The organism is Corynebacterium sp. KPL1824, assembly GCF_000478095.1.
GTDB lineage: Bacteria > Actinomycetota > Actinomycetes > Mycobacteriales > Mycobacteriaceae > Corynebacterium > Corynebacterium accolens.
Map to the genome: position 1 here is coordinate 421,884 of NZ_KI515750.1, position 22,009 is coordinate 443,892.

Genomic DNA, 22,009 nt, shown 5'->3' on the forward strand with positions numbered 1-22,009 from the left:
CAAAGGGATGAAAACTATGTCTTATTCCACAAACATCGCTTCCGTGGTCCACTCTGCGGATACTGACCTGGCGTGGCAGCGGGATTTTTACGAAGATCTGCACCGCCACCCCGAGCTTTCCCACGATGAGGAACGCACCGCGGCGCGCATCCGCGCCAAATTGGCGGAGTTTGAGTGCGAGGTAGAAGAAAACATCGGCGGGCACGGTATGGTGGCCATTTTCCGCAACGGCGATGGCCCCACCGCCCTCATGCGCGCCGATTTCGATGCCCTGCCGGTCAAGGAGGCCACCGGCGTGGCCTATTCCTCGACCAATGACTACATGCACGCCTGCGGGCACGACATGCACACCACGGCCTTGCTCGGTGCCTGTGCGCTTCTCAATGCCTCCCGCGACACCTGGTCCGGCACTTTTCTCGCTCTCTTCCAGCCGGCGGAGGAATCATCCATGGGCGCGAAATACATGATCGCCGATAACCTCACCGAGCGCGTCCCACGCCCCGATATTTGCTTAGGCCAGCACATCATGCCCGGCCGCGCCGGCACCGTCCGCCACACCGCCGGCCCCATCATGGCCGGCTGCGATTCCCTACGCATCCGCATCTTTGGTAAATCCGCCCACGCCTCCATGCCGCATAACTCCATCGACCCGACCTATACCGCGGCGATGATCGTTACCCGGCTCCAGGCCATCGTGGGCCGCGAGGTAGCACCGCACGAGTTCTTCGTCATCTCCGTGGGCGAGCTGCACTCCGGCGATAAAAACAACATCATCCCGGATTCCGCCGAGCTCGTGCTCAATACGCGCTTTTATGATCCAGCCCTGGCGGAGAAGGTCTATGCCTCCTTAGAGCGCATGGTGAAGGCAGAATGCGTGGCCTCCGGCTGCGAGAAGGACCCCACCTTCGAGTACTACGCGCACGGCGAGGTCACCGATAATGATGCCGCCGCGTATTCGCCCATCGACGAGGTCTTTACGGCCACGTTCGGGGAAGAATCCGTTACCGCCTCCCCCTCGACCGCTTCCGAAGACTTTTGTTACCTCCCCCAGGCCTGGGGCGTGCCGTACGTCTTTTGGCACGTAGGGTGCACCCCGGAATCTGAGCTAGCCGATCCCCCGGTCAACCACCAGGCCAACTTCCTGCCGGATTACGAGCCGACGGTCAAGGCCTCCACCCAAGCCGCCCATGCGGCGGTGCTGGCGTACCTGGGCGCTTAACTCACCATAAAAAATCCGCCGCGTCCACTCTCTCAATGGAGTGTGGGGCGCGGCGGCTTTTCAGTGCGCTAGTCCTTGATGGTCTCTCCCAAAATGTGGCACTGAATCATGTTGGTATTGCCGGAGATTCCCGGAGGGGTACCTGCAACAACGACGACCAAGTCATTCTCGTCGTACTCGTCCAAGTCCAGCAGGTACTTATCGATGGCCTCCATCATCTCATCCGTGGACTTGACGTCGGGGCTCAAGAAGGTCTCTGCACCCCAGGTCAGCGCCAGCTGGGCGCGCACGTCCTGGTCCGGGGTAAATACCAAAAGCGGCAGGTCAGAGTGCAGGCGGGCGACGCGCTTTGCGGTATCACCGGAGGAGGTGAAGGCAACGATAGCCTTCGCGTTCAGGCGCTCTGCAATATCGCGGGCGGAATAGGACATCACGCCGCGCTTGGTGCGCGGAACGTGCGCCAGCGGCGGGACCTGGCCATCAGTCTCGGAGCGCTTGACGATGCGCGACATGGTCCGCACCACGTTGTGTGGATCCGCGCCCACGGAGGTCTCGCCAGACAGCATCACCGCATCGGCGCCGTCGAGCACGGCGTTGGCCACGTCGGAAGCCTCCGCGCGGGTGGGGCGGGAGTTCTCGATCATGGAATCCAGCATCTGGGTGGCCACGATGACCGGCTTGGCGTTCTCGCGGGAAATCTGGATAGCGCGCTTCTGGAACAGTGGCACCTCTTCCAGCGGAACCTCAACGCCCAAGTCACCGCGGGCAATCATCACGGCATCGAAGGCCAAGATGATGGACTCGAGGGCATCGACAGCCTCGGGCTTTTCCAGCTTGGCGATGACCGGCACGCGGCGGCCTTCCTCGTCCATGATCTCGTGGACCTTGTCGACATCGGCAGGCGAACGCACGAAGGACAGCGCGATGTAGTCCACGCCGAGCTGCAGGGCAAAGCGTAGATCCTCGATGTCCTTCTCAGACAGGGCTGGCACAGAAATGCTCATGCCGGGCAGGGAGACGCCCTTGTTATTGGATACGGGACCACCCTCGGTTACCTCACACACCACGTCATTGCCGTCTACTTCCTTGCAGACGACGGCGACCTTGCCGTCATCGATAAGCAAGCGATCGCCGGGCTTCGCGTCTTGTGCCAAGCCCTTGTAGGTGGTGGATACGCGGTCGTGGGTGCCTTCGACATCGTCCACGGTGATGCGGACGATCTCGCCGTTATCCCACTGCTCTTCGCCGTTCTTAAACCGGCCAAGGCGGATCTTGGGGCCCTGAAGATCGGCCAAGATACCTACGTTCCGGCCGGTCTTTTCGGTGGCTTCGCGGACCCACTTGTAATTGGCCTCGTGGTCCGCATGCTCACCGTGCGACATGTTGAGGCGCGCGACGTTCATGCCGTCTTCTACAAGGCGCAAAATTCCGTCCCCGCTAGCTACCGCGGGGCCGAGAGTACAGACAATTTTGGTTCTTCTATCCAGCATTATTGGCCTATTCCATCGGGGAAATTGAACAACCCCCAACCTACTCCCTCGCGCGCGGCTAGGCCACAATTTTTTGGCGCCTTAACTACGGCAATCGGACACGATCACACATAACCGGTCATTTCCGGCCGGTAGCAGTGCCCGAGGTGCCGTTAGCATGCGTGGCTGCCACGCGTTTCTCGTCGCCCTCGCCGCCGTTTTCCGCCTGCTCGCGGTAGTACCGCGGGTCAACTTCCTCTGGAGTTTCGGGGCCCTTGCGTTGCCTGTCCAGCAAGAAAAAGACGATGAGACCTGCGATAAAGACAACGGCGGAGACGATGAGGTTTACGCGGACGCCGAAGATTTCGGTGGCCTCATCAGAGCGCATGCCTTCGATAAAGAAGCGGCCCAGAGTGTAGCCCACGACGTAGAGGGCGAATACCCGTCCGCGCCCCAGCTTCCATGCCTTGTGCGCCCACAGAAGGAACAGGCACACCAGCACGTTCCAAATGAGCTCATACAAAAACGTCGGGTGCACCGAAGCGATGACCTCGCCGGTAGAATGCCCGGAAACTGGGGCGTACTCCCCCGCCTCATCGACGCGGTAGTAAATATCCAGCGCCCACGGAACGTCGGTCGGCCGGCCGTAAAGTTCCTGATTGAACCAGTTGCCCAACCGGCCGATGCCCTGGGCAAGGATGAGGCCAGGCGCTACCGCGTCCGCGAATGGTGCAAGCGGGATCTTTTTGATTCGAAACATCACCCACAGCGCTACGGCGCTTAAGGCAACCGCACCCCAGATGCCAAGGCCACCATTGGTGACCTTGAAGGCGTCGACTGGGTCGCAGGTCTCACAGAAGTACTTCTGATTATCCGTGATGACGTGATAGAGCCGCCCGCCCACGATGCCAGCGGGGATGACGACGATGGTCGCGTCCCACACGGTATCGGGATTGCCGCCCCGGGCTGTGTATCGCCGCAGCGTCATCCACATGCCCACGAGGATGCCGGCGATGATGCACAGCGCATACGCATGGATTGGAATGGAGCCAAGATGCCACACCACGCCCTGCGGCGGGGAGGGGATATTTGCAAGATTCTGAGTATGCACGTAGATAGTGTGCCTTATCGGCGTGCCCGTGAGCTAGTTTGGGGTCACTTTTCCTAGGAACTTTTACGCGACGGACACGCCGGGTGCTGGCCCGCGGCCACCAGGGAGCGTGCTAAGGCGGTGGGATCCTGGGCCGCCATGACGGATTCGCCGACCAATACCGCATCCGCCCCGCGGGAGGCATAGTGGAAGAGGTTGCGAGCATTATTCACCCCACCCACGGCGATGCGCAGGAGGGATTCCGGCAGGCCCGGGGCAATATCGTTGAAGGCCTCCCGGTTGATCTCATCAGAGGCAAGGGACCACGCATTGATCGCGATGACACTGCTGCCGGCCTTGATGGCACGGTTGACCTCCCCGCAGGTTCGCACCTCCACGATGGCGGTCATCCCTAACGATTCCGCCCGGTCCAAAAGGGCTTCCAATCGAGCTTGTTCTAAAAGCTCGACCTGCAGCGGGATTGCATCGGCGCCAAAACAACGAGCCTCATGAATCTGGTACGGATCCACGATGAGGTCGCGCGCCATCATCGGAATATCGATAGCAGCGCGCGCGGCCGCCATATCCTCAAGCGAACCGTTAAAGCGCCGCGTATCCGTTTGGCAGGCCATCAGATGCACGCCGCAGTTTTCAAAGGTGCGCGCCCATTCGGCCATCTGCTCGGCCGAGCCCACGTGGGCAATTTCCCCGGTATAAGGAACAGCGCGCTTGAGCTCAGTAATGACCGAACACCCTGGTTTTAAAAGCGCCGCGCGGGCATCGCGGGGAGGCTCCATGTCCCGGGAGCGCGCCTTGATGTCTTGGAAGGAAACGCGTGCTTCGCGCGCGGCGACATCCTCAAGCACCCCAGCGACCAGGTGATCGACGGCTATGGGTGTGGGCATGAGCACCTCCCTCCAAGCGCGATTAAGATCACACTTAGATTAACGCTATGCGAGGCGTTTCCGGAAATTGCGCTGCGCGAACGGGGCTATTTGCGGCCCACATCGGTCGGGTCGATATCGCTATCGAGCGCGTCCCACATCACGCGGCCGGAATCGGATGAGGTCTCCAAATCTTCCGCCAGCTTTTCTTGGCGGGCGGCGGGGGTTTCGTACTTGCTCGATGCCTTGGCCTTGTCCTTGCCTGGGTTCTGGGCGAGGAGGACGGCGCCAAAGAACGCTAGGGCCGCACCAATAATGGCCACGATGGGGCCAAGTTTGGTGACCTCCACCGAGATGACGGTGGCCCACTCGGAGATTGCGGCAGAATCCACCGCGTTCTCATTCGCGGACGCGCCCTGCAATATTTTTTGCGCGCGCTGGGCGTCAGCACCGCTGGTCAGCAGGCTAATGGGGCTCCACGCGGCGCCGGCCGCGGCGAGGGCGCACACAATGGCCACGATGCGCCGCCCCGTTCGGCGCAGCGCAATCCCCGCGAGCACCCCGGCGAGGAGGACCAGTGTTAATGCCATCAGCTCTAGGGACCACGCGGAACCCACGATCTCATTGGTTGCCGAGCCCGATTTATCGTCCTCGCTTACCGCTTTTACCCAGGTGCTGCGGGAAGAAAACCACAGCACCGCCGTGCCCACCGCAATAAGGAGCGGGCCAAGTCGCCTCGTCATCAGGAATCATCCCCTAAAAGAACTCTCGCATCGAAGCAGGTCCGGTCTCCAGTGTGGCACGCCGCGCCGCGCTGCCGCACGGTCAGCAAGATGGTATCGCCATCGCAATCAAGGCGCACACCGAGCACGTCCTGCGTATGTCCGGAGGTCTCGCCCTTAATCCAATACTCGCCGCGCGAGCGCGAGAAATAAGTGCCCTTGCGCGTCGCCAGCGTGTGGGCCAGCGCGTGGTCATCCATCCAGGCAAGCATAAGCACTTCGCCGGAATCGGATTGGGCAACCGCCGGCACGAGCCCTTGCTCATTGCGCTTGAGCAGCGCAGCTATCTGCGGGTCTAGCTCATAATCTGCGGGAGTGTTCACCGGCGCACCTCGTATCCGGAGTCTGCCAGCGCCTTTTTGACCTCGCCTATTTCTACCTCCCCAAAGTGGAAGATGCTGGCTGCCAGCACGGCATCGGCACCGGCTTCAACGGCGGGTGGAAAATCCGCTGCCGCACCCGCCCCACCGGAGGCGATGACGGGAATATTCACCGTTTCGCGCACCGCGCGCAGAAGCTCGAGGTCGAATCCGGCCTTCGTGCCATCGGCGTCCATGGAGTTTAAAAGGATCTCCCCCACGCCCAGTTCGGCGCCGGTGCGGGCCCATTCCACTGCATCGATGCCAGCCGATGTCGTCCCGCCGTGAGTCGTGACTTCAAACCCCGACGGTGCGTGCGCCGCGTCGGTGCGCCGCGCGTCCACGGATAAGACGATGCACTGCGAGCCAAAGACCTCTGCCAATTCGCGCAGCAGGTCTGGATTGCCAATCGCCGCGGTATTGACCGATACCTTATCCGCACCGGTGCGCAGGAGCTCGCGGACATTGTCAACGCTGCGCACTCCCCCGCCCACGGTGAGAGGGATAAAGACCTGATCGGCGGTGCGGCGTACCACATCGAGCATGGTGGACCGGCCGTGCTTGGACGCGGAGACATCGAGGAACGTCAACTCGTCCGCGCCCAATTCCTCATAGCGCGCGGCTAATTCCACGGGGTCTCCTGCATCGCGCAGGTGGGCAAAATTTACGCCCTTGACTACGCGGCCTTGATCCACATCAAGGCACGGGATAATGCGTACGGCTACAGCCATGCGGGGCTTACTCCTTCACAGGTTTAATCTGAGTGATGAGATAGGATTTCTAGGATTGTCTCGTGCACCTGCGGCGTACCGGAGACCATACCCCGCGACTGCACGGTCCACGCATTGCCCTCCGGATCCGTGATGATGCCCCCAGCGGCCTTAATAAGGAGCGCTCCCGCCGCGTTATCCCACGGGTGCGGCGAGAAATTCACGGCACCGTCAAATACGCCCTGGGCCACGAAGGCATTATCTAGTCCCACCGAGCCCGTGATGCGCGGCCGCAAGCCGGATTCGCGCAGCTCGTGGAATGCCGCAGTGGGAAGGTTGGAAAAACATCCCACGTGCCCACGGGCATCATCGAATTCTGGGGACTCTTCCCCGCCACCGAAACCGCCGGACGGCCCACCGGCAGAACGCAGCGGCGAGCCGTCGCTGGCCACCAAGCGCCTGCCCAAGAGGGGAAAATCTGAGATGGCCGCGACAGTCTGGCCCTCGTGAACCAAAGCCACCAAGATACCCGCCATGGGGTTGCCCGCGGAATAATTCGCGGTCCCATCGATTGGATCGACCACCCACACGGTGTCGTGGATGCTTCCGCCGGATTCCTCCCCATAGACCGGGATACCGGTCATCTGCTGCAAGATATCGCGCAGCTGCTTTTCGATGGCCAAGTCCACCTCTGTGGCAAAATCGCCCCTGCTTTTAAAGTGGGCCGGTGGCGCCCCGATGCCGGATCGAAAGATGGGCTCAACCTGGTCAACGGCCGCCTCCGCAAAGGCCACCAATTCGCGCGGATCCATCATCGCTTACTCTTCCTCGGGGTCATAAGGATCGATGGGCACCTCTGCGGGCAGCGGCTCTACCTCTGCCACCGCCGCTAGCGCCTCCTCCAGGCTGAAGTTTCCCTCATACAGCGCCTTGCCGATGATCGCCGAATCGATGCCCTCATTTTCATACCGGGCCAGCTCGCTAACATCCGCCAGGGAGGAAATGCCACCGGAGGCGGTGACCTTGGCATCGGTTGCCATTGCTACCTCGCGCAATAATTCCACATTGGGCCCAGAAAGCGTCCCGTCCTTGGACACATCCGTGACCACGAAGCGTTGGCATCCTGCGGCATCGAGGCGCTCGAGCACCTCCCAGAGATCCCCGCCATCGGAGACCCAGCCATTGCCCTTCGTGCGCCATTCGCCATCTTCTAAGCGCACCGCCAAATCCACGGCGACCTTTTCGCCATAGTGCCCAAGAATCTTTTCTACCCACTCTGGGTTCTCTAAGGCGGCGGTGCCAATATTGATGCGGTTCGCGCCGGTAGCCAGCGCGCGCTCTACCCCGGCATCATCGCGGATGCCACCGGTAAGCTCGACATTAATGCCGAGTTCTTGGGTAATCCCCGCCATCTGCTCGTGGTTGGAACCGCGATTAAAGGCGGCATCGAGGTCAACAAAGTGCAGCCACTGGGCGCCTTGGCGCTGCCATTCAAGGGCTGCATCCCGCGGGGCACCGTAGACCTTTTCGGTGCCGGCCTCTCCCTGATCCAAACGCACGGCCTTGCCGCCGGCGACATCGACTGCGGGCAAAAGCGTAAAAGTCATGGTCTCATCCTACCTAGAGCGTGTGCATCCAGTTTTCCAATAGCTGCGCGCCCGCATCCCCGGATTTTTCGGGGTGGAATTGCGTGGCCCAGAGCGCGCCATTTTCCACCGCCGCCACGAAAGAATCGCCAGCGTGCGTGGACCAGCTCACCAGCGGCGGGCGGGTAATGACGGTTTCCAATTCCCAGCGGCGTACGCCGTAGGAATGCACGAAATAAAAACGTTCATCGACGTTAAGCCCGGCAAACATGGCGCTGCCATCTGGCATCTCGACGGTATTCCAGCCCATATGCGGCAACACGTCGGATTGCAGGCGCTCGACCGTACCCGGCCATTCGCCGCAGCCTGTGGAGTGGATGCCGTGCTCGACGCCGGCATCGAAAAGCACCTGCATACCCACACAAATGCCCATGACCGGCCGCTCTCCTGCCAGCCGCTGGCCGATGACCCTCGGCCCATTCACCGCCTTAAGCCCTGTCATGCAGGCATCGAACGCGCCCACGCCGGGAACCAGCAGCCCGTCTGCCTCGAGGGCCTGATAAGGATCCGCCGTGACGGTGACCTCCGCCCCGACGCGCTCGAGGGCACGCTGGGCAGAGCGAATATTGCCCGCGCCGTAGTCCAATAACACCACCGATTTTGTCATGGGCTATACCTTACGCATTCGACGCAAACGAGTGCGGATATCGTTGGTCTCGCTGATACGAGTCCGGCCCAGGATGAAGTCCGCCGTGGTAAGCAGCAAACCGGCGATCAGGATCGCAACTCCCGCTCCGAAGGCGCCGTCGTAGCCGTAGCCTGCCACCATGGCACCGAGCAAGGTCGAGCCTAGACCGGTGCCGCTATCGTAGAAAATATTCCAAATCGCCGAGGCCTCCGAGACCCGCTCGCGGGGCAGCCGGTCAAACATGGATAGCAAGGCCTCGTTTTGCGCGATACCGAAGGCGCCACCGAATAGAACCGCGCCGAGCACCAGCCACCAGATGGAGCTTTCCATAAATAGGGTCAGCGAAATCGTCCCGACGCCGATGATCGCCATGATCTGGCTTGGAATGTACAGGCTGCCTGGGGCCCCAGTGCGGTCTGCCACCACGCCGGCGAAGTACCGGAAGATCATCGCCGCGCCGCCCACGATGGACAGCATGATGCCGGCGAGGCTGGCGCCCCTTGCGGCATCGAGCTCCTGCATCGCAGGGGACAAGAACGAGGAAATGGCACCGTAGCTCATGGAGAAGGTGGTCAAGGCCAAGGCCGGAACCGCAACCAGCTTCCAGGTAGGAACCCGAATGATATTGACTTCTTCATCATTATCCTCGGCCAAGGTGACCTTGATCTTGGGGATGCGCAGGCACATGGCAAAGCCCAAGAAGCCAATGAGGCCGGCGGTGATATAGGTCGAGGCGTAGCCTAAGGAATCCGCCATGAACAGGCCGAGCGGCAAGAAGATCATCTGCCCCAAGCCTGTAAATACACCAATCATGCCGGTGGCCTTGCCCAGCAGACGCACCGGGGAGAGCTCTGCAATCAGCGCGGATTCGGACACGGTGAGGGCGCCGAAGCCCACCCCGCGCATGGCGGAAAATAGCAAGACGATCCAGGCCTCGGTACCCAACAGGTGGCCGAAGGCCGGCACGCCCAAGGTAAAGGCGGACAGCGCCATCACGCGCCTGTAGCCCCAGCGGCGCAACAGCCACGGCGATATGATCTGCGTGGCAACCGTAAAGGCCATGAAGATACCGGTGGATCCACCCGCCAGGGTCGCGGAACCGCCGGAGTCAATGACGGCCAGCGGCACCACGGGAAGCAGGATGGACCAAGCGCCAAAGGCGGCGGCGATGGCTACCATCGTCGGCGTATAGCCGGGCACCTTCCAAATATTGGTCTCTTGAGATTCGCTCATTTACTAAAGCCTCCAACCATCCAGGCAATGGCCGCGGCCGCGGTGATAACGGCTAAAAGCGCGGCGACAACCGTAAAAAACTTCGAGCCCTGCTGATACGCGGACCAGGCCCCTCCTACCAAGAGGCCTGCCACCAGAAACAGGATGAGGATCATAAACTGCACGGGCTACAGGGCTCCCTTCGTCGAAGGGATGCCGGTCTGGCGCGGATCGTGGTCCACGGCAGCGCGCAGCGCGCGGGCTACCGCCTTGTATTCCGCCTCGGTCACGTGGTGCGGATCGCGGCCGTAGCGCACGTTGACGTGCAGGGTAATGGCTGCGTGCGTGGCCAAGGATTCGAAGAAGTGGCGGTTAATCACCGTGGCATAGTGCCCGCCGATGACCTGCCATTGCAGGTGCTCCGGCTCGCCATTCATCACGAAATAGGCGCGGCCCGAAAAATCCACGACCGCCTCTACCAGCGCCTCATCCATGGGTAGTAATTGGGAGCCGAAGCGGCGGATCCCGGCCTTATCCCCCACTGCTTCGCGCAGGGCCTGGCCTAATACGATGGCGGTATCTTCCACGGTGTGGTGGGCGTCTACCTCCACGTCACCGGTGGCCTTAACCTGCAGGTCAAAGAGCCCGTGTGTGGCAAATGCGGTAAGCATATGGTCAAAGAACGGCAGCCCAGTGGAAATGTCGCTTTTCCCAGTGCCGTCAAGGTCGATGGAAACGGCGATGTCCGATTCCGATGTAGCTCTTTGGGCACGCCCCACACGGTTTGTCATAAATCACTCCTTTGAAGTATCCGCTCCTACTGTAGTCGCTAGTTTTTCTGCCGCAGCCAGAAAGGCCGCATTTTCTTCTGGCAGGCCAATGGTCACGCGCAAGTACCCGTCGATCCCTACATCGCGGATGAGCACCTCTTCATCCAAGAACTGCTCCCACACGCGGTGTTGGTCCGCGAAATTGCCAAAGAAAAGGAAATTCGATTCGCTCGGCATGACGGTATAGCCCATCTCGCGCAGGCGCCCGGCCACCATGTCGCGTTCGGCGGCGATGGTTTCCACGGTGGCGAGGGTATCTGCGCTGTGGCGCAGGGCCACAGTGGCCGCGGCCTGGGATAAGACGGAGAGGTGATATGGCAGGCGCACCAGCATGATGGCCTCCACGAAGGCCGGGTCCGCCACGAAGTAACCCAGGCGCCCGCCAGCAAAGTCGAAGGCCTTCGACATCGTGCGCGACACCACGAGCTTGGTGGGGTATTTTTCCAACAGGCTCGTCGCGGACGGCGAGTCAGAAAACTCTGCGTAGGCTTCGTCGACGATGACGATGCCGGGAGCGGCATCGACAAGCGCGGCAATATCGTCCAAGCTGGTTACCCCGCCGGTGGGGTTATTCGGGGTGGTAATAAAGATGACGTCGGGCTGGTGCTCGGCCACCGCCGCCAAGGCGCGGTCCATATCTATGACGAAGTTCTCATCGCGCGGGCACTCGATAAACCGGGTGTGGGTACCGGCAGACAGGATCGGGTGCATGGAATACGACGGCGTAAATCCCAGCACGCTGCGCCCGGGCCCGCCGAAGGCCTGCAACAGCTGCTGCAGGATCTCATTGGAGCCGTTGGCGGCCCAGACCTGCTCGTAGGTGACATCCACGCCGGTTTGCTGCGAAACGTAGCGGGCTAGCTCGGTGCGCAGTTCGACCGCATCGCGCTCTGGGTAGCGGTTGAGCGAGTTGGCGCAGCGGCGGACCTCGTCCACGAGGGCATCGACAAGCGCGGGCGAAGGCGGGAAAGGATTCTCGTTGGTATTGAGCTGGTAGGCCACCCGCAGCTGCGGGGCGCCATAGGCGGTCTCGCCGCGCAATTCCTCGCGCAGCGGTAGGTCATGTAGCTGGGCCATTTATTTCTCCTCGAATCGGGCGCGGATGGCCTCCCCGTGGGCGGGAAGGCGCTCGGCATTGGCAAAGGCGATGACGTTGGGGGCGATTTCTTCCAGGGCGCCGCGGTCATAATCGATGAGGTTGACCGGCCGGAGGAAGGTGTGGGTAGAAAGCCCCGCGGAAAACCGCGCCGTGCCCGAGGTGGGCAGCACGTGGTTGGAACCGGCCGAATAGTCCCCCAAGGGCACGGGGGAATACGCGCCGACGAAAATGGCGCCGGCGTGGTTGATGCGCTCTGCCACGGCGCGCGCATCCGCGGTGTGGATTTCTAGGTGCTCGGCGGCATACGCATTCGCCACGGCGATGCCCGCGTCCAGGGAATCCACCAGGACGATGCCGGATTGTTCGCCGGTTAAGGCCTCGGCGGCGCGGGCGGAGTTCTCCGTTGCCGTATAGCGGCGCTCGACCTCCTGCTGCACCTGCTGGGCCACGCTTTCCGATGCCGTAATCAGCACGCTTGCCGCCATCGGATCATGCTCTGCCTGGGAGATGAGATCGTAGGCCACGTAGACGGGGTTCGCGGTCTCATCCGCCAAGATGGCGATTTCGGTCGGGCCGGCCTCCGCGTCGGTGCCTACCACCCCGCGCACCGCCCTTTTGGCTGCGGCGACAAAGATATTGCCCGGCCCGGTAATCATGTCCACGGGCTCTACGTCTTCGTCCGCATCGCCGTAGGCCAAAAGCGCGACCGCTTGGCCCCCGCCGACGGCCCAGACTTCCTCCACGCCCAGCATGTGGCACGTGGCCAAGACCGTGGGGTGCGGCAGGCCGCCGTGCTCCTTTTGCGGCGGGGAGGCAACCACCAGGCTGGAGGCACCGGCCTCTTGCGCGGGCACGGTATTCATGATGACAGAGGACGGGTAGACCGCCTTGCCGCCGGGCACGTAGAGGCCAACGCGCTCGATGGGGCGGAATACCTCGGTCACGGTGGCGCCGGGGGCCAGCTGCGTGGTGTGCGACTCCGGCTTTTGATCCGCATGCACGCGGCGCACCCGCTCGATGGAGGCCTCGATGGCCGCGCGCACCAGGGGATCAAGCTCGTCGGCGGCCCGCTGCAGTTCCGCCTCAGGCACGCGCAGGGACGGCGGGCGCACCCCATCGAAGTGCTCCCCATAATCCAACGCCGCCTGGGTGCCCTCATCGCGCACCTTATTGACCATCGGCACGACGGTCCCCATGACGGAATTCACATCGGTGCCGCCGCGCGGAAGGACGCGGCGCAGCGTAGCGGGGCGGAGCTGTTGACCGCGGAGATCGATGGTTCGAAGCATTCCTGGCTCACTTTCTGGTTGATCACCGTGGGCTATATCTGTAGACAAACCAATATACTATCGCCCAAAGCGCCGCGGGAACACCCTCTTGGGCGATAGACTCAAAGCAAATTCCAGCGAAGGCGAGTGTGCGGTGCATGATGATCGAATTTGAATCCACCAGTCTTGAGCGGCACCTGCGCGCCATCGTCCGCGAGAATGACTTTTCCTATTGGGCCTTGCCCACTGGAGAACTCGTCATCTCCCATGGGCAGGAGGGATCCACCCTGGTGTCTGTGTCGCAGGCCGACGATGTGGTAATCCACCTGCACACCACTCCGCGCGGTGCGGTTGCGCTGGGCAATGCCGCCGAGCTGTCCCGCTTCATCACCACATGGAATGCCGATTGCCTCTACCCCACCGCCCTGCTGGATTATGACGAGGCGGGCTCGCTGGTGCTGTGTGGGCAGAGCCACTTCACCACCGGGACGGCACCAACCCACGATCAATTGGCCGCGTTTGTGCCCGCCGCGCTCCGCGGCGCCGAGGTGCTCATGAGCGTGGCGACGCGCGAATTTCCGGCCCTTGCCCAAGAACCAGAGCTGTTGCTAGCTCAAGACGATGCTGCTTCCCCGCCCGCAGTCACCCTGGATTTCCTCGCCGCCACTCTGCCGCAGATAGGGATCGACAGCTTCCATAGCGATGGTGACATCTGCCTATTTGCCCTGGTCAATTCCATCGCCTGCACCTTCACCCTCGACTCTGGGCCAAGCCTCATCATTACCGGCCGGTGGACTCTCAATGCGGATGAGGACGAGTTCACCCGTTTGTTTTTGATCTGCAATGACTGGAACTTGATAAGCCACAGCGCCACGGCTTACTGCCGCGCCAGCGACGACGGCCTCCACGTCCACGTCGACGTGCCGACGCTTATTGGGGCGGGTCTAAGCCAAGACCAGTTGCAGCGGGTTTTAAGCCAGAGCCTCGATGCGATCCTGCACGCTATCGATGAAATCGCGCGGGAATTTTGCGGCAGCTCCCCGGTTAAGTGGGCGTAACTTCCCGTTGCGGCTCATCCGCAGCCTCTCGCCCCACAACTTCCCAGTCCGCGTCGGAGCTAATAAACGCGGTGCACCAGTAGGAAAACATGGCCAAAAATGGCGCTACCGCCCAGGCCACGGCGGGAGAAAAGTTCGGCGCAAACTCCACGACATCGCCTGGGTTCTCCGGCGGGTGCGTCGCGGTGATGCCGCCAAAGACGTAGAAGGACACGGCACCGGCGAAGGCGCATGCCCCCACCCACAGCAACATCGCGAGACCGCGCCCGCGGCGCTGGACAAATGCGGCTAGCCCCAGGCACAGCCCCAAGAAACCCGTAACGAGCGCAAAGGTCATAAACGCAACGAATTGCGCGTTGCCCACCGCTTCAATGGCATAGCCGCCACCGTCGACAGCGCGGCCGGTCATCGTGGGGCGCATAAAACCCCAGAGCGCGCCGCAGATGCCGAAAACGAGCAGGGAACACGCGAGGAGCCCCGCACCAAAACCGAGAGTGCGGGGCAAGCGAGCTTGGCGGGAAGACACTTTAGTTACAGAAGGTCCAGTTGCCGTCCTCGCGGCGGAAACGAACGGTGGAGGTATCGGTACCTTCCGAGTTTGACACGCTCACGGTGGCGGAGGCGTCATCGCCGTTGACCACAACGTCATTGACCGATTCCAGCTTGGTGGAGGTAGGAATGGCCTCTAGCTGGTTGGCAAATTCGTTGATCTGGGGATTGCCCTGGCCTTGCTGGCGCATGGAGTTTGCGTATTCGGAAAAGGACTGGTTGGGCAGGCTGTCAACGTAGTTGAGGTACTGCTGGAAATCCCCGGACTCGCCTTCGCGCACGGCCCGGCAGGCGTGGGCTGGCATGTAGCCAAAGTATTCCTTGACGTTGTCAATCTCATGCTGCCCGCGCACCAACTGCTCAATGGCCTGCTTATCGCCATCGTTGGCTTCTTGTCCGCCTTCAATGGGCTTAATGTCCTGGGCGTTGGCGAAGGGATCGTCCCCGTTGTGCATGGGGTTCGTATTAGCGCCCTCATTGCCGCCTTCTTCGCCCTTGTCCTTAGGGTCCTCGGCGGCCTTCTTCTTATCCTTTTCTTCCTTTTCCTTCTTATCCTTGTCGGCGTCTTTGTCCTCAGACTTCTTCGCCGATTCCTTTGCGGAGGTCTCAGTAGACGAGGAGGCGGACGAAGACGACGCGGTCTTCGTCGAATCGTCCTCGTCATCTGAGCTGCATGCAGCTAAGGCAAGCGGGGCAACCATAGCGACCGCAAAAAGGGACTTCTTAGCAGGGGTCAAAAAGGACAAGGGAGAGCTCCTGAATCAATCTTTCGAATGCGAAGCCGCCTCACGACGGGTTCTTATGTCCCCGCAATCCTAACAATGCAAGTTTGCAAGGGACATTATTGCAGTCTGAAAAGTACCTGTGAGCTATTCCTTAGCGCGGCGAAACACGTACAATTTCCACTGTGCAACTACATCGCGAGGCCATCATCGACGCCGCCACGACCCTATTGAATACGTATGGGCTTGCCGATGTCACCATGCGCCGCGTCGCCTCCTCCCTCGGCGTTGCCCCGGGGGCGCTGTATTGGCACATCGCCAATAAGCAGGCGCTCATTGCCGCTCTTGCTGAAGATATTATCGCCCCCGTCGCCGGATCCACGCTGGAAGAGATTAGCCTGCACCTGCGCGAATTGCTCCTGGCCCGGCGCGATGGCGCGGAGGTAGCCATCGCCGGCCTCTCGCAGCCGGATTCCCAGGCCTGGGATCACCTCGTCGCGCAGTTTAGCTCCGCCACCTGCCCCGATTTCGATGCCGCCGCACGCAAGGCCGCTGCCCTTTCCGCCGTGCACCTCGTCCTGGGCGCCACGCTGCTCGAGCAATCCCAGCGCCAGCTGCTAGAAACCACCGGCGGGACCACCGCGGCGGACTACCGCGCCGATTTGGTGCGTGGCGTGCGGATTATCAATGCCGGATTGCAGCACAGCGAGGCGGATTAAAACGCTTCACCCCCGCGGCGGATTTCCGCCAAGCACAAGCGAGTACGATCTCTGTGCAGCAGCCCTCCTAGATAGTCACCTCAGAAGAAAGGCCATTTTCGTGTCGTATCCCGCGCATGGCGTATTGATCGATGTCACTGCGGAAAAAGTCGTGCTTCACCGCAGCCTGCTCTCGCGCAGCTTGGGCGCGCCTGCCACCGCAGAAATCGCCCTTGATGCCATCGATGACCTGCGCGCCCACGAACCCACCGCCACCGGTTTTGGTTCCTTGTCCTTAGGCAGCGCCGGCAGCATTGCCTTCGCCCCGCACCAAGACCCCCACAGCGTGGCGCGCGCCATTAAGGCGGCGCAGCAGGGCGACGCACCCGCGGAAGCCGCAGCCCCATCCTCTAGCGAAGAATCCTCCGTGGGCAACCCGGGGCTTGATTTCGTCGCGGTTGATGTAGAAACCGCCAATGATAATTGGGGTTCCATCTGCCAGATCGGCGCCGTGCGTTACCGCGATGGCGGGGAAACCGCGTCCCAGTCGTGGCTGTGCACCCCTCCCCCAGGCTTGGAGCACTTTGCCGAAGTCAATATCTCCATCCACGGTATTACCGCCGCCGATGTCGAAGGAGCAATGCCCTTTGCCACAGCGGCCGCAGAGCTGTTTGATTTCATCGGCAGCGATGTCATCGTCGCGCACAATGTCCAGTTTGACTCCTCAGCGCTGCGCTCCGGATTGCTGGCCGCCGGCGCCGATGTCCCCACCGTCCCGCTGGCCTGCTCACTCGCTTTGTCTCGCGATGCCTCAAGGCAAGGTGTTATCTCGGTGGCCAACCACAAGCTTCCTACCGTCGTAAGCCACCTTGGCGGCGCCTCTTTTACCCACCACGATGCCACCGAGGACGCCCGCGCCGCCGGCACCATCATCACCGGGCTAGCCCAGCGCTTTGGGCATACCGGAAGCATCACCGATCTCTTTACCAGCCGGGAGTTTAGCCTCGGCAGGCTCGAATCCTCGGCCATCCTGCCGGTTCTGCGCGCGCATACCGCGCCCACCTCCGGCGACGATCTGGGCGCCGGCACCGATTTCCGCGATTCCACCCGGTCCGCCGGAACCAACAAGAAGCCCGCGTCTTCCGGCCGGGCGCCGTGGCAGGCCGTGGCCACCCCGGATACCATCCCGGATCCCAATCCCGACGCCGATCCTCAAGGCGCACTCTACGGCCAACACGTCACCCTGACCGGCGATTTCGAGCCGTACGATAAGGGACTGCTGTGGCAGGGCATCGCCAAGCGCGGCGGGCAAGTGGGCAAAAACGTCACCAAGAAGACCACGCTGCTTGTCGTCGGCGAATGGGCAAAGAAGACCTCCAAGGAAAAGCGCGCCGAAGAGCTGCAGGAAAAGGGCCAGGACATCACCATGTGGTCCGGTGCCCAGCTCTTTTCTGAGCTGGAGCTCGACGCCGAGCCGCCTTTTTAAACCCGCAGGGAACCACCCGGCTATTTCTCCAGTCCAATAAGGGCGGATACTCACGACCCTGGAGAAATCGCCATGACCTTGACGCTCGATGCACCCCGCCCCACCACCACTAATTTGCTGCCGGCGCTATTCGCGCGGTCGTGGATTAAGCACCAGCGGCTTTCCGATGACGGCTTTTGCTACTCCCTCGCCACCATCCAGCTCTCCCCCAACCTGTCGATGGCGCTAGTCTTTCCCGGGCAGCGCACCTTTCGCCGGCTCAGCCACCGCGGCCTTGCGGACCTGGATGTCTCGACCCGCCAGGCGTGGAATTGTGCCTCGCTGAACCTGCAGCGCGCCGCGCTCGACTCGCAGGGCCTGCGCTTTTGGACGCGCCCAGCTCGCTGCGCCCTGCCTGCCGCAGCGCCCTATGGCGGCCTGCAAGTTCGCTCCCACGGCGCCCCGATTTCCTCCTGGTTGGCCCACCCAGAAACCTTTACCGTGCTGGATAAGCACATGCGCCGCCTCATGCGCTCGCATTCTTTGACCTACCTGGTGCCGGATTCCGCGACGGTTTTTGTCTTCGCCCACTTACCCGATGAATATGCTCGCGACCTCGCCCGCGCCGCCGCCGAACAACTTCCAGGCCATCGCACCGTTTTACATTCGCGCCCGCTAGTATGGTCTAACGGATTTCCCCGCGAATTATGAGAGGAGCACCATGGCGGAAAGCAGGATGTCGCGGCTGAGCAATCAGTACCACGCCTGGACCCGCAGCCACCCCACGGCGGCGGAGGATTTTCGCACCGCCATCGAGGACCTGCTCAATGACGCCGGCATCATCTTTGACCGGGTATCGACGCGCGTCAAGGCCTGGTCTTCACTCAAGCGCAAGGCCAAGAAGCGGGGCGAGGGCGGCGATTTCATCTACCCCACCCCGTGGGACGATATCCACGATGTCATGGGCGTGCGCGTCACCTTGTACCACTCCACCACCATTCCCAATGCGCTAGACGTGCTGGGCGAATCTTTCAAGGTCGTGCGCTCTGTGGATAAGGCGGCCGAGACCCGCATTTCCGGTGGCTTTGGCTACGGTTCCCACCACCTGGTGCTCACCGTGACGGATGATAGCGCGGCGGCCATGGAGGAGCTCGCCGATTTTGTGGGTTGGACCTTTGAGGTGCAAATCCGCACCGTGCTGCAGCACGCGTGGGCGGAATTCGAGCACGATATCCGCTATAAGCAGGGCCCTACCCCGCCCTCGCCCGAGGTCGACCGCCTATTTACGCTGGCCGCCGGCCTCATCGAACTTGCCGATCAGCAATTCGATGAAATCGCCGCGCTCAAGGCCCCGCGCACGGAGGCGGACACGGATGTGGAGCTTACTCCGGAAACCCTGCCTGGCGTCCTGGCCATCATTTTGGGCAATCGCTTCCCGCTTTCGCGTTCGGAGCACTACCGCTTCCTCGCGGAAATCTTGGAGGAAAACGATATCCGGTCCTTGGACCAGCTGGAGCAGCTGCTTGACGATGACGCCATTGCCCACGTCCACGACACCATGCGCTATCGCTTTCGGCCCGGCCAAGTGCGCCTTATCGATGACCTGCTGCTCAATAAGTTTGGCAAGCAGCACATCGAGGCAACCGCTGAATCCGGCGACCGCGCCGGCCGCCGGCGCCGCCTGAACGCGCGCCTTAAGGCGCTGCGCGCCAACTCCTAGCGGAACCCGCCGCGGAATTTTTCCATATCACGGCGCTCCTTCTTCGTCGGCCGGCCCGCGCCGCGGGGGCGCACCGGTACGGATGGCATGAACTCCTTGGGCGGCGGCGGGGGCGCGTGATCGGTATAGCAGGTGCGCGCCACCGGCGCGCCCACGCGCTTGGCGACGGTAGCCAGCACTTCCAAATCGTGCTCGTGGTGGTTGCGCCACACGCGCACCCTATCGCCTGGCACGACTTGTTGCGCGGGTTTGACCGCTTCACCGTTGATTTTCACGTGCCCGGCGCGCACTGCGGTGGCCGCGGCGGATCGGGTTTTGAACATGCGCACCGCCCATACCCAAGCATCAATGCGGACGGGGCGGCCGCTTGGCTCCGGGGTAGGCATTAATAATTATTGTGGTTCTCGTTGACGATTTTGCGAATCTTCAACCAGTTATATCCGCCACCCACCACGGCGATGATAAGGCCCAAAACCATCCAAGCGGCCAAATTAGCAGAAAGCACACCTAAAACAACTCCTGCGCCGAGGCCACCGGCAACGGAAATAACGGCGTTGCGGGAGTGCTTGCGCACCTGCTGCTTGCGCTGCGCAATGGGGTTATTCGGTCGCTGCTGCATAGTCATGACCCAGATCCTACCTCAACCCAGGCAGAGCCTGCTTCGCGCGCGCTGATTTCGCCTTGGGAAAGCGCGGCGAGCATCGCCTGGAGCTCATCGAGCCCACCCGGGCGCACGGCGACGGTAAAGGTTACGGCTGCACCGTACTCGGTATCGGTGATATCGATGCCGCGCCCGCGCAAATCCGCCTCGAGGCGCCCGGCCGTGGCGTGCGGGCATTCCACGGTATAAAGCTCCCGGCGCGCCCGGGTGACCGCCTCGACCTTTTCCATGGCCTCGCTGACCGCCCCGCCATAGGCATGCACAAGCCCGCCCGCACCCAGCTTGATGCCACCGAAGTAGCGCACGACCACCGCGCAAATATCGAGCATTCCAGAGCCGTTCACCACATCCAACATGGGCTTTCCAGCGGTCCCGGAAGGCTCGCCATCATCGGAGGAACGCTCCACTGGGTTCGCGTCGTCGACGTGGTAGACATAGGCGGAGCAATGGTGGCGGGCATCGGGAAAGCGCTGGCGGGCGGCATCGATAAACGCCCGTGCTTCTTCCTCGTTTGTGACCCGGCCGATCAGGGTGATAAACCGCGAGCGCTTGATCTCAATTTCGTGTTCTACCTGGCCGGTGGGGCGCCGATAGGTATCGCGCATTAGGCCACCAGGAAATCGTACTCGGGGGTATTCGGCTGCAGGTGCTGCACCGAGATCTTGGACTCGGCCATCCGCTCCTTCAGCCCTGCCAGGTCTTCGGCGCGGCTTAGCTGGATGCCCACCAGCGCGGCACCGGTCTCGCGGTTATTGCGCTTGAGGTACTCGAATAGAGTGATGTCATCGCTAGGCCCCAGGATTTCAGACAGGAAGTGGCGCAGCTGGCCTGGTTCCTGCGGGAAATTGACCAAGAAGTAGTGCTTCAGGCCGCGGTGCACCAGCGAGCGCTCCATGATTTCGGCGTAGCGCAACACGTCATTATTTCCCCCAGAAATCACGCAGACCACCGTCGAACCCGGCTCCAGCGGCACACGCTGCAGCCCAGCCACGGACAGCGCACCGGCGGGCTCGGCGATAATGCCCTCATTCTGGTACAGGTTGAGCAGGTCCGTGCACACCGCCCCCTCAGAGACCGTGTCCCAGTGCAGGCGCGATTGGTTGGCCTCCAAAATCTCATACGGCAGCGCGCCCAGGCGCTTGACCGCCGCGCCATCGACGAACGGATCCACGCTCTCTAGTGCCACCGGCCCGCCGTTGCGGAAGGCTGCTCTTAGCGATGCCGCCCCTTCCGGCTCCACCCCCACCACCTTCGCGTGCGGCGCCATATCCGCCATGTAAGAGGTGATGCCAGAAATCAGCCCGCCGCCGCCGACGGGAACGACGATGGTATCGACCGAGGCGCCCTTTGCCGAAAGCTGCGCCAAGACCTCCGCCGCCACGGTGCCCTGGCCAATGATCGTATCGCGGGCATCGAAGGGCTCGATGAAGGTGGCGTGGCGCTCGGCGGCATCGGCATGCGCGGCGGCCGCGGCCTCGTCAAAGTTGCCACCCACTACTACGAGTTCCACCTGATCGCCGCCGTGCACGTGGATGCGGTCGCGCTTTTGCATGGGCGTGGGCTCCGGGACGAAAATCTTGCCCGGAATCCCCATGGTGCGGCACGCATACGCCACGCCCTGGGCATGGTTGCCTGCCGATGCCGTCACGATGCCCCTCTCCCGCTCCTCCTGCGACAGGCTGGAGATGCTATTGAGCGCGCCGCGTATCTTATACGAGCGCACGTCCTGGAGATCCTCGCGCTTTAAATAGACCTCACAGCCCGTTTCCGCAGAAAGCCGGGGGCAATACTGCAGCGGCGTCGGCGCGATTTCAGAGCTGATGCGTGCCTGTGCCTGCTGGATATCGGATGCGTGGATGGTCGATTCAGTCATGATTGCAGAGTCTACTCGCCCTACCTAGTGTTCGACCGATTCACCTAGATTTCATTCCGGTGTAGCG

The 22,009-nt window shown here is 62.0% G+C and carries 26 protein-coding genes; 6 read left to right on the plus strand and 20 right to left on the minus strand.

Annotated features, from left to right (window positions below; genetic code table 11):
* Nucleotides 1-7: 7 nt before the first annotated feature.
* Nucleotides 8-1,219, plus strand: a complete 1,212-nt coding sequence (locus HMPREF1267_RS08290; protein WP_034667153.1) for an amidohydrolase — start codon at nt 8-10, stop codon at nt 1,217-1,219.
* Nucleotides 1,220-1,287: 68 nt separating this feature from the next.
* Here the strand turns inward: HMPREF1267_RS08290 and pyk are convergent, their stop codons facing one another.
* The 14 genes from pyk to hisD all read right to left on the minus strand — a co-directional run bounded on the left by pyk (nt 1,288) and on the right by hisD (nt 13,217).
* Nucleotides 1,288-2,706 carry a pyruvate kinase gene (gene pyk / locus HMPREF1267_RS08295; protein WP_175279200.1) on the minus strand — a complete coding sequence of 473 codons (1,419 nt, stop codon included), beginning with the start codon at nt 2,704-2,706 and terminating at the stop codon, nt 1,288-1,290.
* Between the two features lie 121 nt (nt 2,707-2,827).
* A complete protein-coding gene (gene lgt / locus HMPREF1267_RS08300) occupies nt 2,828-3,799 on the minus strand; it encodes a prolipoprotein diacylglyceryl transferase (protein WP_023028942.1) in 972 nt (323 codons plus the stop codon).
* Between the two features lie 53 nt (nt 3,800-3,852).
* Nucleotides 3,853-4,683 carry an indole-3-glycerol-phosphate synthase gene (locus HMPREF1267_RS08305; protein ID WP_005278561.1) on the minus strand — a complete coding sequence of 277 codons (831 nt, stop codon included), beginning with the start codon at nt 4,681-4,683 and terminating at the stop codon, nt 3,853-3,855.
* Between the two features lie 86 nt (nt 4,684-4,769).
* A complete protein-coding gene (locus tag HMPREF1267_RS08310) occupies nt 4,770-5,405 on the minus strand; it encodes a TIGR02234 family membrane protein (RefSeq protein ID WP_005283730.1) in 636 nt (211 codons plus the stop codon).
* Complete coding sequence (hisI, locus tag HMPREF1267_RS08315; RefSeq protein ID WP_005278556.1) at nt 5,405-5,767, minus strand: phosphoribosyl-AMP cyclohydrolase; 363 nt, start codon at nt 5,765-5,767, stop codon at nt 5,405-5,407. The genes HMPREF1267_RS08310 and hisI overlap by 1 nt, the downstream gene beginning before the upstream one ends.
* Nucleotides 5,764-6,534 carry an imidazole glycerol phosphate synthase subunit HisF gene (gene hisF / locus HMPREF1267_RS08320; RefSeq protein ID WP_005278553.1) on the minus strand — a complete coding sequence of 257 codons (771 nt, stop codon included), beginning with the start codon at nt 6,532-6,534 and terminating at the stop codon, nt 5,764-5,766. The genes hisI and hisF overlap by 4 nt, the downstream gene beginning before the upstream one ends.
* Nucleotides 6,535-6,557: 23 nt before the next feature.
* Nucleotides 6,558-7,328, minus strand: coding sequence for an inositol monophosphatase (locus tag HMPREF1267_RS08325; RefSeq protein ID WP_023028943.1), 771 nt, complete (start codon nt 7,326-7,328; stop codon nt 6,558-6,560).
* 3 nt (nt 7,329-7,331) lie between these two features.
* Nucleotides 7,332-8,120 carry a bifunctional 1-(5-phosphoribosyl)-5-((5-phosphoribosylamino)methylideneamino)imidazole-4-carboxamide isomerase/phosphoribosylanthranilate isomerase PriA gene (gene priA, locus HMPREF1267_RS08330; RefSeq protein WP_023017279.1) on the minus strand — a complete coding sequence of 263 codons (789 nt, stop codon included), beginning with the start codon at nt 8,118-8,120 and terminating at the stop codon, nt 7,332-7,334.
* 13 nt (nt 8,121-8,133) lie between these two features.
* On the minus strand, nt 8,134-8,766 hold the full coding sequence (hisH, locus tag HMPREF1267_RS08335) for an imidazole glycerol phosphate synthase subunit HisH (RefSeq protein WP_023028944.1): 633 nt from the start codon (nt 8,764-8,766) through the stop codon (nt 8,134-8,136).
* 3 nt (nt 8,767-8,769) lie between these two features.
* Complete coding sequence (locus HMPREF1267_RS08340) at nt 8,770-10,020, minus strand: MFS transporter (protein ID WP_023017277.1); 1,251 nt, start codon at nt 10,018-10,020, stop codon at nt 8,770-8,772.
* The gene (locus HMPREF1267_RS13005) at nt 10,017-10,184 is read right to left on the minus strand and encodes a hypothetical protein (protein ID WP_023017276.1); all 168 of its coding nucleotides are present in this window, start codon (nt 10,182-10,184) and stop codon (nt 10,017-10,019) included. Before HMPREF1267_RS13005 ends, HMPREF1267_RS08340 begins: the two co-directional genes overlap by 4 nt.
* Before the next feature lie 3 nt (nt 10,185-10,187).
* A complete protein-coding gene (gene hisB / locus HMPREF1267_RS08350; RefSeq protein ID WP_023028945.1) occupies nt 10,188-10,790 on the minus strand; it encodes an imidazoleglycerol-phosphate dehydratase HisB in 603 nt (200 codons plus the stop codon).
* A gap of 3 nt (nt 10,791-10,793) precedes the next feature.
* Nucleotides 10,794-11,906 (minus strand): histidinol-phosphate transaminase, encoded by a 1,113-nt coding sequence (locus HMPREF1267_RS08355; protein ID WP_023028946.1) that lies wholly within the window; start codon nt 11,904-11,906, stop codon nt 10,794-10,796.
* Complete coding sequence (hisD, locus tag HMPREF1267_RS08360) at nt 11,907-13,217, minus strand: histidinol dehydrogenase (protein WP_023028947.1); 1,311 nt, start codon at nt 13,215-13,217, stop codon at nt 11,907-11,909.
* A gap of 137 nt (nt 13,218-13,354) precedes the next feature.
* Between hisD and HMPREF1267_RS08365 the strand changes: the two genes are divergently transcribed.
* Nucleotides 13,355-14,254 carry a YbjN domain-containing protein gene (locus tag HMPREF1267_RS08365; RefSeq protein WP_023028948.1) on the plus strand — a complete coding sequence of 300 codons (900 nt, stop codon included), beginning with the start codon at nt 13,355-13,357 and terminating at the stop codon, nt 14,252-14,254.
* On the opposite strand, the gene HMPREF1267_RS12355 is transcribed toward HMPREF1267_RS08365, so the two are convergent.
* Both HMPREF1267_RS12355 and HMPREF1267_RS08375 read right to left on the minus strand, forming a co-directional pair.
* The gene (locus HMPREF1267_RS12355; RefSeq protein WP_023017271.1) at nt 14,241-14,780 is read right to left on the minus strand and encodes a hypothetical protein; all 540 of its coding nucleotides are present in this window, start codon (nt 14,778-14,780) and stop codon (nt 14,241-14,243) included. The two genes, HMPREF1267_RS08365 and HMPREF1267_RS12355, sit on opposite strands and share 14 nt — an antisense overlap.
* A 1-nt stretch (nt 14,781) precedes the next feature.
* A complete protein-coding gene (locus tag HMPREF1267_RS08375) occupies nt 14,782-15,549 on the minus strand; it encodes a hypothetical protein (protein ID WP_023028949.1) in 768 nt (255 codons plus the stop codon).
* Between the two features lie 161 nt (nt 15,550-15,710).
* On the opposite strand from HMPREF1267_RS08375, the gene HMPREF1267_RS08380 reads away from it, so the two are divergent.
* The 4 genes from HMPREF1267_RS08380 to HMPREF1267_RS08395 all read left to right on the plus strand — a co-directional run bounded on the left by HMPREF1267_RS08380 (nt 15,711) and on the right by HMPREF1267_RS08395 (nt 19,408).
* Nucleotides 15,711-16,244 (plus strand): TetR family transcriptional regulator, encoded by a 534-nt coding sequence (locus HMPREF1267_RS08380; RefSeq protein ID WP_023017269.1) that lies wholly within the window; start codon nt 15,711-15,713, stop codon nt 16,242-16,244.
* 100 nt (nt 16,245-16,344) lie between these two features.
* Nucleotides 16,345-17,709 (plus strand): exonuclease domain-containing protein, encoded by a 1,365-nt coding sequence (locus HMPREF1267_RS08385; protein ID WP_023017268.1) that lies wholly within the window; start codon nt 16,345-16,347, stop codon nt 17,707-17,709.
* A 72-nt stretch (nt 17,710-17,781) separates the two neighbouring features.
* Complete coding sequence (locus tag HMPREF1267_RS08390) at nt 17,782-18,399, plus strand: hypothetical protein (protein WP_023028950.1); 618 nt, start codon at nt 17,782-17,784, stop codon at nt 18,397-18,399.
* A 10-nt stretch (nt 18,400-18,409) separates the two neighbouring features.
* Nucleotides 18,410-19,408, plus strand: a complete 999-nt coding sequence (locus HMPREF1267_RS08395) for a GTP pyrophosphokinase family protein (RefSeq protein WP_023017266.1) — start codon at nt 18,410-18,412, stop codon at nt 19,406-19,408.
* On the opposite strand, the gene HMPREF1267_RS08400 is transcribed toward HMPREF1267_RS08395, so the two are convergent.
* Genes HMPREF1267_RS08400 through ilvA form a run of 4 tightly spaced genes read right to left on the minus strand, consistent with a single transcriptional unit; the run spans nt 19,405 to nt 21,942 of the window.
* Entirely contained in the window at nt 19,405-19,794 is a 390-nt protein-coding gene (locus tag HMPREF1267_RS08400; protein WP_023017265.1) for an RNA-binding S4 domain-containing protein, read from the minus strand. The genes HMPREF1267_RS08395 and HMPREF1267_RS08400 overlap by 4 nt on opposite strands.
* On the minus strand, nt 19,794-20,033 hold the full coding sequence (locus HMPREF1267_RS08405) for a hypothetical protein (protein WP_005278507.1): 240 nt from the start codon (nt 20,031-20,033) through the stop codon (nt 19,794-19,796). The genes HMPREF1267_RS08400 and HMPREF1267_RS08405 overlap by 1 nt, the downstream gene beginning before the upstream one ends.
* Nucleotides 20,030-20,674 carry a YigZ family protein gene (locus HMPREF1267_RS08410; RefSeq protein WP_005283783.1) on the minus strand — a complete coding sequence of 215 codons (645 nt, stop codon included), beginning with the start codon at nt 20,672-20,674 and terminating at the stop codon, nt 20,030-20,032. Before HMPREF1267_RS08410 ends, HMPREF1267_RS08405 begins: the two co-directional genes overlap by 4 nt.
* A complete protein-coding gene (ilvA, locus tag HMPREF1267_RS08415) occupies nt 20,674-21,942 on the minus strand; it encodes a threonine ammonia-lyase IlvA (protein ID WP_023017264.1) in 1,269 nt (422 codons plus the stop codon). The genes HMPREF1267_RS08410 and ilvA overlap by 1 nt, the downstream gene beginning before the upstream one ends.
* Nucleotides 21,943-22,009 lie beyond the last annotated feature (67 nt).